General features: G+C 67.3%; 7 protein-coding genes. 4 read left to right on the top strand and 3 right to left on the bottom strand.

Annotation, left to right across the window (positions count from 1 at the left end; genetic code table 11):
• Positions 1-154: 154 nt before the first annotated feature.
• Positions 155-2,005 carry an aspartate--tRNA ligase gene (gene aspS / locus ABZD10_RS12875; RefSeq protein ID WP_372887035.1) on the top strand — a complete coding sequence of 617 codons (1,851 nt, stop codon included), beginning with the start codon at positions 155-157 and terminating at the stop codon, positions 2,003-2,005.
• A 166-nt stretch (positions 2,006-2,171) separates the two neighbouring features.
• Positions 2,172-2,888, top strand: coding sequence for a GNAT family N-acetyltransferase (locus ABZD10_RS12870; RefSeq protein ID WP_372887033.1), 717 nt, complete (start codon positions 2,172-2,174; stop codon positions 2,886-2,888).
• 218 nt (positions 2,889-3,106) lie between these two features.
• Here the strand turns inward: ABZD10_RS12870 and ABZD10_RS12865 are convergent, their stop codons facing one another.
• Positions 3,107-3,823: a response regulator gene (locus tag ABZD10_RS12865; protein ID WP_372887031.1), complete on the bottom strand. Its 717-nt coding sequence runs from the start codon at positions 3,821-3,823 to the stop codon at positions 3,107-3,109.
• A 165-nt stretch (positions 3,824-3,988) separates the two neighbouring features.
• Between ABZD10_RS12865 and mce the strand changes: the two genes are divergently transcribed.
• Complete coding sequence (gene mce, locus ABZD10_RS12860; RefSeq protein ID WP_372887030.1) at positions 3,989-4,393, top strand: methylmalonyl-CoA epimerase; 405 nt, start codon at positions 3,989-3,991, stop codon at positions 4,391-4,393.
• A gap of 115 nt (positions 4,394-4,508) precedes the next feature.
• Complete coding sequence (locus tag ABZD10_RS12855; protein ID WP_372887028.1) at positions 4,509-4,799, top strand: DUF1467 family protein; 291 nt, start codon at positions 4,509-4,511, stop codon at positions 4,797-4,799.
• Here ABZD10_RS12855 and ABZD10_RS12850 read toward each other — a convergent pair.
• Together ABZD10_RS12850 and ABZD10_RS12845 are read right to left on the bottom strand one after the other, a co-directional pair.
• Positions 4,735-5,466: an EI24 domain-containing protein gene (locus ABZD10_RS12850; RefSeq protein ID WP_372887027.1), complete on the bottom strand. Its 732-nt coding sequence runs from the start codon at positions 5,464-5,466 to the stop codon at positions 4,735-4,737. The genes ABZD10_RS12855 and ABZD10_RS12850 overlap by 65 nt on opposite strands.
• Positions 5,451-5,839: nitroreductase family protein (locus ABZD10_RS12845; protein WP_372887026.1), on the bottom strand; the 389-nt coding region annotated here is incomplete at its 5' end. The genes ABZD10_RS12850 and ABZD10_RS12845, both read right to left, overlap by 16 nt.

Raw genomic sequence — 5,839 nt, 5'->3', positions numbered from 1 at the left:
TTACACCCGCGCGCGAACGCGAAAAGCGGCCCCTGACCGGCTTCCGCGCCCCCGCAATGCCACACCACCTTGACATCCGGCGCCCAAGCAGGTGTATCGGCGCGGACGCGCGTTTCGCGCCATCCAGACGTATTTGCCGACAAAGGGCCAGATCATGCATGCTTTTCGCAGCCACACCTGCGCTGAACTGAACACATCCAACGTCGGCGACACCGTGCGCCTCTCGGGCTGGGTCCACCGGGTCCGCGACCATGGCGGCATCCTGTTCATCGACCTGCGCGACCATTATGGCATCACCCAGGTCCTCTGCGACCCCGACAGCCCGGTCTTTGCCGAGATGGAAAAGGTGCGCTCGGAATGGTGCATCCGCATCGACGGCACCGTCAAGGCGCGCGACCCCGAGCTGGTCAACGCCAAGCTGCCGACCGGCGAGATCGAGGTTTTCGTGCGCGACCTCGAGGTGCTGGGCGCCTCGGACGAGCTGCCGCTGATGGTGTTCGGAGATCAGGAATACCCCGAGGAAACCCGGCTCAAATACCGTTTCCTCGATCTGCGCCGCGAGCAGATGCAGGACAATATGAAACTGCGCTCGGACGTGGTCATGTCGATGCGCAAGCGGATGTGGGATCAGGGGTTCCGCGAATACCAGACCCCGATCATCACCGCCTCGAGCCCTGAGGGCGCGCGCGACTTCCTGGTGCCCTCGCGTCTGCACCCGGGCAAGTTCTACGCCCTGCCGCAGGCGCCGCAGCAGTTCAAACAGCTGATGATGGTGGCCGGTTTCGACAAGTATTTCCAGATCGCGCCCTGTTTCCGCGACGAAGACCCGCGCGCCGACCGTTCGCCGACCGATTTCTACCAGCTCGACATGGAAATGTCCTTCGTCACCCAGCAGGACGTCTTCGACACCATCCAGCCGGTGCTTCGGGGCGTCTTCGAGGAATTCGGCGGTGGCCGCAAAGTCGATCAGGACTGGCCGCAGATCTCCTATGCCGATGCCGCCAAGTGGTATGGCACCGACAAGCCCGACCTCAGGAACCCGATCAAGATGCAGCAGGTCTCCGAGCATTTCCGCGGCTCGGGCTTTGCCATCTTCGCCAAGCTTTTGGAGCAGGAGGGCACCGAGGTGCGCGCCATTCCCGCCCCCACCGGCGGTGGCCGCAAGTTCTGCGACCGGATGAACAAGTTTGCCCAGGAACAGGGCCTGCCCGGCATGGGCTATATCTTCTGGCGCGAGAAGACCGCCGACTCGGTGGCCCAGGAACTGGGCATCAAGGTCAAGGAAGCTCAGGCGCTGCTGAAATCCGGCGAGGTCGAAGGTGGCATGGAAGCCGCCGGCCCGCTGGCCAAGAACATCGGCCCCGAGCGCACCGAGGCGATCCGCCAGCAGCTGGGCCTCGGCGTCGGCGACGCGGCCTTCTTCCTTGGTGGCAAGCCGAAATCCTTCGAGGCCGTGGCCGGGCGCGCCCGCGACGTCATCGGCAAGGAACTGGGCCTGATCGACGAAGACCGTTTCGCCTTTGCCTGGATCGTCGATTTCCCGATCTTCCAGAAGGACGAAGAGACCGGCGCCGTCGATTTCGACCACAACCCCTTCTCGATGCCCCAGGGCGGCATGGAGATCCTCGAGACCGACCCGCTGTCGGCCACCGGCTTCCAGTATGACCTGGCCTGCAACGGCTATGAACTGGTCTCGGGCGCGATCCGGAACCACAAGCCCGAGATCATGTTCAAGGCCTTCGAAATCGCCGGATATGGCGAGGACGAGGTTCGCAAGCGCTTTGGCGGCATGGTCAACGCCTTCAAATACGGCGCCCCGCCGCACGGGGGCTGCGCCGCCGGGGTCGACCGTATCGTGATGCTTCTGGCCGATCAGCAGAACATCCGCGAAGTGGTGATGTTCCCGATGAACCAGCGCGCCGAAGACCTGATGATGAACGCCCCCAGCGATCCCACCACCGATCAGCTGATGGAGCTGGGCCTGCGCGTCATCCCGCAGGACTGAGCGCCGGGCCACAGGGCGCCGTCACCGGAACAGGGGCCGTGCCGCAAGGCGCGGCCCTTTTGTTTTCGGCAGCTGTCTGTGGCGGGCGCCTGGGCGCGGGCACGCCGGCCCTTGGCAGCCCCGGCCGCTCTGTGCCACTGTCCGGGCAACAGACAGGAGCAGCCATATGACCGCGCCACGACAGCTAGGAGACCCGTTGCCGGGCTGGACCCCGCCGCCGCGTCCGGGGCCGGCGCCGCTCGAGGGGCGTTACGCCCGGCTCGAGCCGCTGACCGCCGAGGCCCATGCCGCGCTGCTGTTCCGCGCCTACGAAGGCCATGACGCGGTCTGGGATTACCTGCCCTATGGCCCGTTCCACTCCGCCGCCTCCTATCACCGCTGGGTCAAGGGCGTCGCCGGGCAGGCCGATCCGTTCTTCTATGCGATCCGCGACCGGGACAGCGGCCGCTGGGGCGGGGTCGCCTCATTCCTGCGCATCGCGCCCGAGGCCGGCAGCATCGAGCTTGGCCATATCAACCTCGCGCCGCAGCTTCAGGGCACCCGCGCCGCGACCGAGGCCTTCGCGCTGATGATGCAATGGGCCTTTGCCGCCGGCTACCGGCGCTTCGAATGGAAATGCGACGCGCTGAACCTGCCGTCGCGCCGCGCCGCGCAGCGCCTCGGCCTCAGCTTCGAAGGGGTGTTCCGCCAGCATGTGGTGGTCAAGAACCGCAACCGCGACACCGCTTGGTTCGCCGCCATCGACAAGGACTGGCCGGCGCTCGGCACCGCCTTCGATGTCTGGCTGTCGCCGGCCAATTTCGATGCCGACGGTCAGCAGATCGAACGGCTGGGCGACCTGACGCGCCTGGCGCGGGTCGCCGGCGACCCGGCGCTGGGCTGAGCCGCTCTGCCGAGCCGCACCGATGTGCACTGGGCCACACCTATGGGCACTGGGCCACACCTATGGGCACTGGGCCGCGCCGACGTGCACCGATGTTCACTGGGCGCGGCTTTCCCGGCCATCACCACCCCGGTACCCCCGGCACCCCCGCGGCCCTTCGACAGGGCCCCGGCCCGCAGGCCGTGCCCCGGCTGTCTCTGTCGCCCACCGGCCCGGCCTCAGATCGTCTGCTCCTCGGCCAGCCGCGACTGCACCAGCTGCTTCAGCGCCACGATGTCGGCGCGGGGCAGGCGGCCGCTTTCGCGCCCCCGCGTCACCGCCTCGGCGGCGCGGGCCAGCGGCATGTCGCGGGCGCTGCGGGCGATGCCGCCGAGAAACTGCGCCACATAGTCGATGACCTCTTCCGGGCGCCCGCCCGACAGGGTTTCGGCGGCATGGCTGAGATCGTCGCGATAGGCATGCGGGTCCGGCTCGACCATGTCCTCGCTCAGCGCCCACAGCCCGCGCGGGCGGCGTTCCGGCGGCAGGCGCGACAGGATCGCCTGCTGGAAATCGGCCAGGTTCAGCACCGGCTTGGCCAGAAAGCCGTCGGCGCCGGCGGCGATCGCCAGATCCTCGGCAAAAGTGTCGCCCGACATCGCCAGAATCACCGCCAGCCGTGGCGCCGCCGCCGCCAGCTCCTCGATCAGTTCGGCGCCGTTGCCGTCGGGCAGCCCCATGTCGACGATCACCACCGAGGGGCGATAGGTCTGCAGATGCCGCCGCGCCGAGGCCAGACAGTCGGCGCGGCGGATGCGGGCACCGCTGCGCAGGCACAGCAGGCGCAGCGCCTCGCAGGCAAAGCGGCTGTCCTCGACCACCAGCACCGTCAGCCCCAAAAGCGGGCGATGCGGGGTCGGCGGGGCGGGGGCGGCTCCTTGGGCAAATTCGTCCATCGGTTGGGTCCTTCCTTGGCAGCGTCTGTCCCGAAGCTAGGACGGAGAAGGTGAACAAGCCGTTAACGCCGCCGCCGATCCGCCCCGGCGCGACCGCCTGTCCCTTGCGCCGCGCGCCCGGCTTGCCCATAAGGTTGCGGACTTGAAAGCCAGAAAGGACAAGACATGATCGGACGCCTCAATCACGTGGCCATCGCCGTGCCCGACCTCGAAGCCGCCTCGGCCCAGTACCGCAACGCGCTTGGCGCCAAGGTCGGCGCCCCCCAGGACGAGCCCGATCACGGCGTCACCGTGGTCTTCATCGAACTGCCCAACACCAAGATCGAACTGCTCTATCCGCTGGGCGAGGACAGCCCGATCAACGGCTTCCTCGAAAAGAACCCCTCGGGCGGCATCCACCATGTCTGCTACGAGGTCGAAGACATCCTCGCCGCCCGCGACCACCTGAAGGCCACCGGCGCCCGGGTGCTGGGCTCGGGCGAGCCCAAGATCGGCGCCCATGGCAAGCCGGTGCTGTTCCTGCATCCCAAGGATTTCAACGGCTGCCTGGTCGAGCTGGAACAGGTCTGATCGGCCCCATCCTTTCGGGCGCGGGCGGGATCACATCTTGCCCGCGCCTTTCTTTTGCGCTGGACAGGGGCACGGGGGCGTGCACAAAGGGCGTCAGCGAACAGGAGAGAGCCCCATGTCCATCACCTCTGCCATCGTGCTCTATGCCGTTCTGTGGTTCCTGACCTTTCTGGTGGTGATCCCGATCCGCCTCAAGACCCAGGGCGATCTCGGCAAGGTGGTGCCCGGCACCCAGCCCGGCGCGCCCGAGCACCACAACCTCGCGATCAAGGCCAAGATCACCTTTGCCGTGGCCGCCGCCCTTTGGCTGCTGCTGTGGTGGATCATCACCTACGAGATCATCACCGTGCGCGATTTCGACTGGATGAACCGTCTGCCGCCTGTAGCTGATGGAACAGATGGGTAAAGGTCGCCGCCCCGAGGATCGGCACCAAGAGGTTGACCAGCGGCACCGATAGCGGCATCGCCATCAGCGTGCCGGCCAGCCAGATCGTCGCCCGGTGGCGCTTGCGCAGCGCCTTGGCGCCCTCGCGTCCCAGCCGCCGCATCGCCGCCAGCTGGAAATATTCCCGCCCCAGCAGAAACCCGTTCAGCGCCCAGAAGATGAACAGCGAGAACCCCGGCAGAAAGGCATAGATCACCACCGCCAGCAGGTTGGCGGCGATCAGCACCCCGAGAAAGCCCAGCGTGTCCTTCACCGCCTCCGACAGCGGCACCGAGCCGACGCTCGGCAGATGCGGATAGTGCCGGTCCTCGACCGCCCGCGCCACGTCCTCGAGAAACATCGAGGTGATCGCCGAGGCCACCGGCACCATCAGGAACACCGACAGCACGATCATGAAGATGAAACTGGTCAGCCCCAGCAGGTCGCCGATCCAGGTGATGTCCTCGAAGACCGGAAAGAAGGCCTCTTCGCCGAAAAAGATATCGATCACCCAGAGCAGCCCGGCATAGGCCGCCACCAGCAGCGCAAAGGTCAGCCCGATGCCCAGCCACAGCACCCGGCGAAAGCGCCGGTCGCCAAGCTGGCCGAGGGCGCGCAGGAAGGACGAGAGGATTATTGCGAGACCCATGTGACCTTGGCTTCCATCTCCGGGCGCGGCCGTTCCGGCGGCGCGTGTTTCTCGGTGCCGATATGGATCAGCCCGGCCAGTTTCTCATGCGGCGCGAGGTCCAGCGCCTCGCTCAGGAAGCCGCGGTCATGGGCCACCCAGCCCGACAGCCAGTTGGCGCCCCAGCCGGCGGCCAGCGCCGCGTTCAGCAGCTGCAGGCAGACCGCCCCCGCCGAATAGCTCTGCTCGATCTCGGGCACCTTGTCCGAGATCACCGGGCTCTCGATCACCGCCACCGCCAGCAGCCCCATGTCGAACTGGCTGCGCCCCTTGGCGATCTGCTCGGCCTCCATCCCCAGCGCCCGGCCGCGCGCCTCGGCCACCGCCGCCAGCC

Source organism: Shimia sp. (assembly GCF_041624275.1).
Taxonomy (GTDB): Bacteria; Pseudomonadota; Alphaproteobacteria; order Rhodobacterales; family Rhodobacteraceae; genus Shimia.
This window is presented reverse-complemented; position numbering and strand designations above follow the sequence as displayed.

Coding starts and splice junctions, on each gene's coding strand:
- aspS (WP_372887035.1), top strand. CDS start 155: ATGCATGCTTTTCGCAGCCACACCTGCGCTGAACTGAACACATCCAAC.
- ABZD10_RS12870 (WP_372887033.1), top strand. CDS start 2,172: ATGACCGCGCCACGACAGCTAGGAGACCCGTTGCCGGGCTGGACCCCG.
- ABZD10_RS12865 (WP_372887031.1), bottom strand. CDS start 3,823: ATGGACGAATTTGCCCAAGGAGCCGCCCCCGCCCCGCCGACCCCGCAT.
- mce (WP_372887030.1), top strand. CDS start 3,989: ATGATCGGACGCCTCAATCACGTGGCCATCGCCGTGCCCGACCTCGAA.
- ABZD10_RS12855 (WP_372887028.1), top strand. CDS start 4,509: ATGTCCATCACCTCTGCCATCGTGCTCTATGCCGTTCTGTGGTTCCTG.
- ABZD10_RS12850 (WP_372887027.1), bottom strand. CDS start 5,466: ATGGGTCTCGCAATAATCCTCTCGTCCTTCCTGCGCGCCCTCGGCCAG.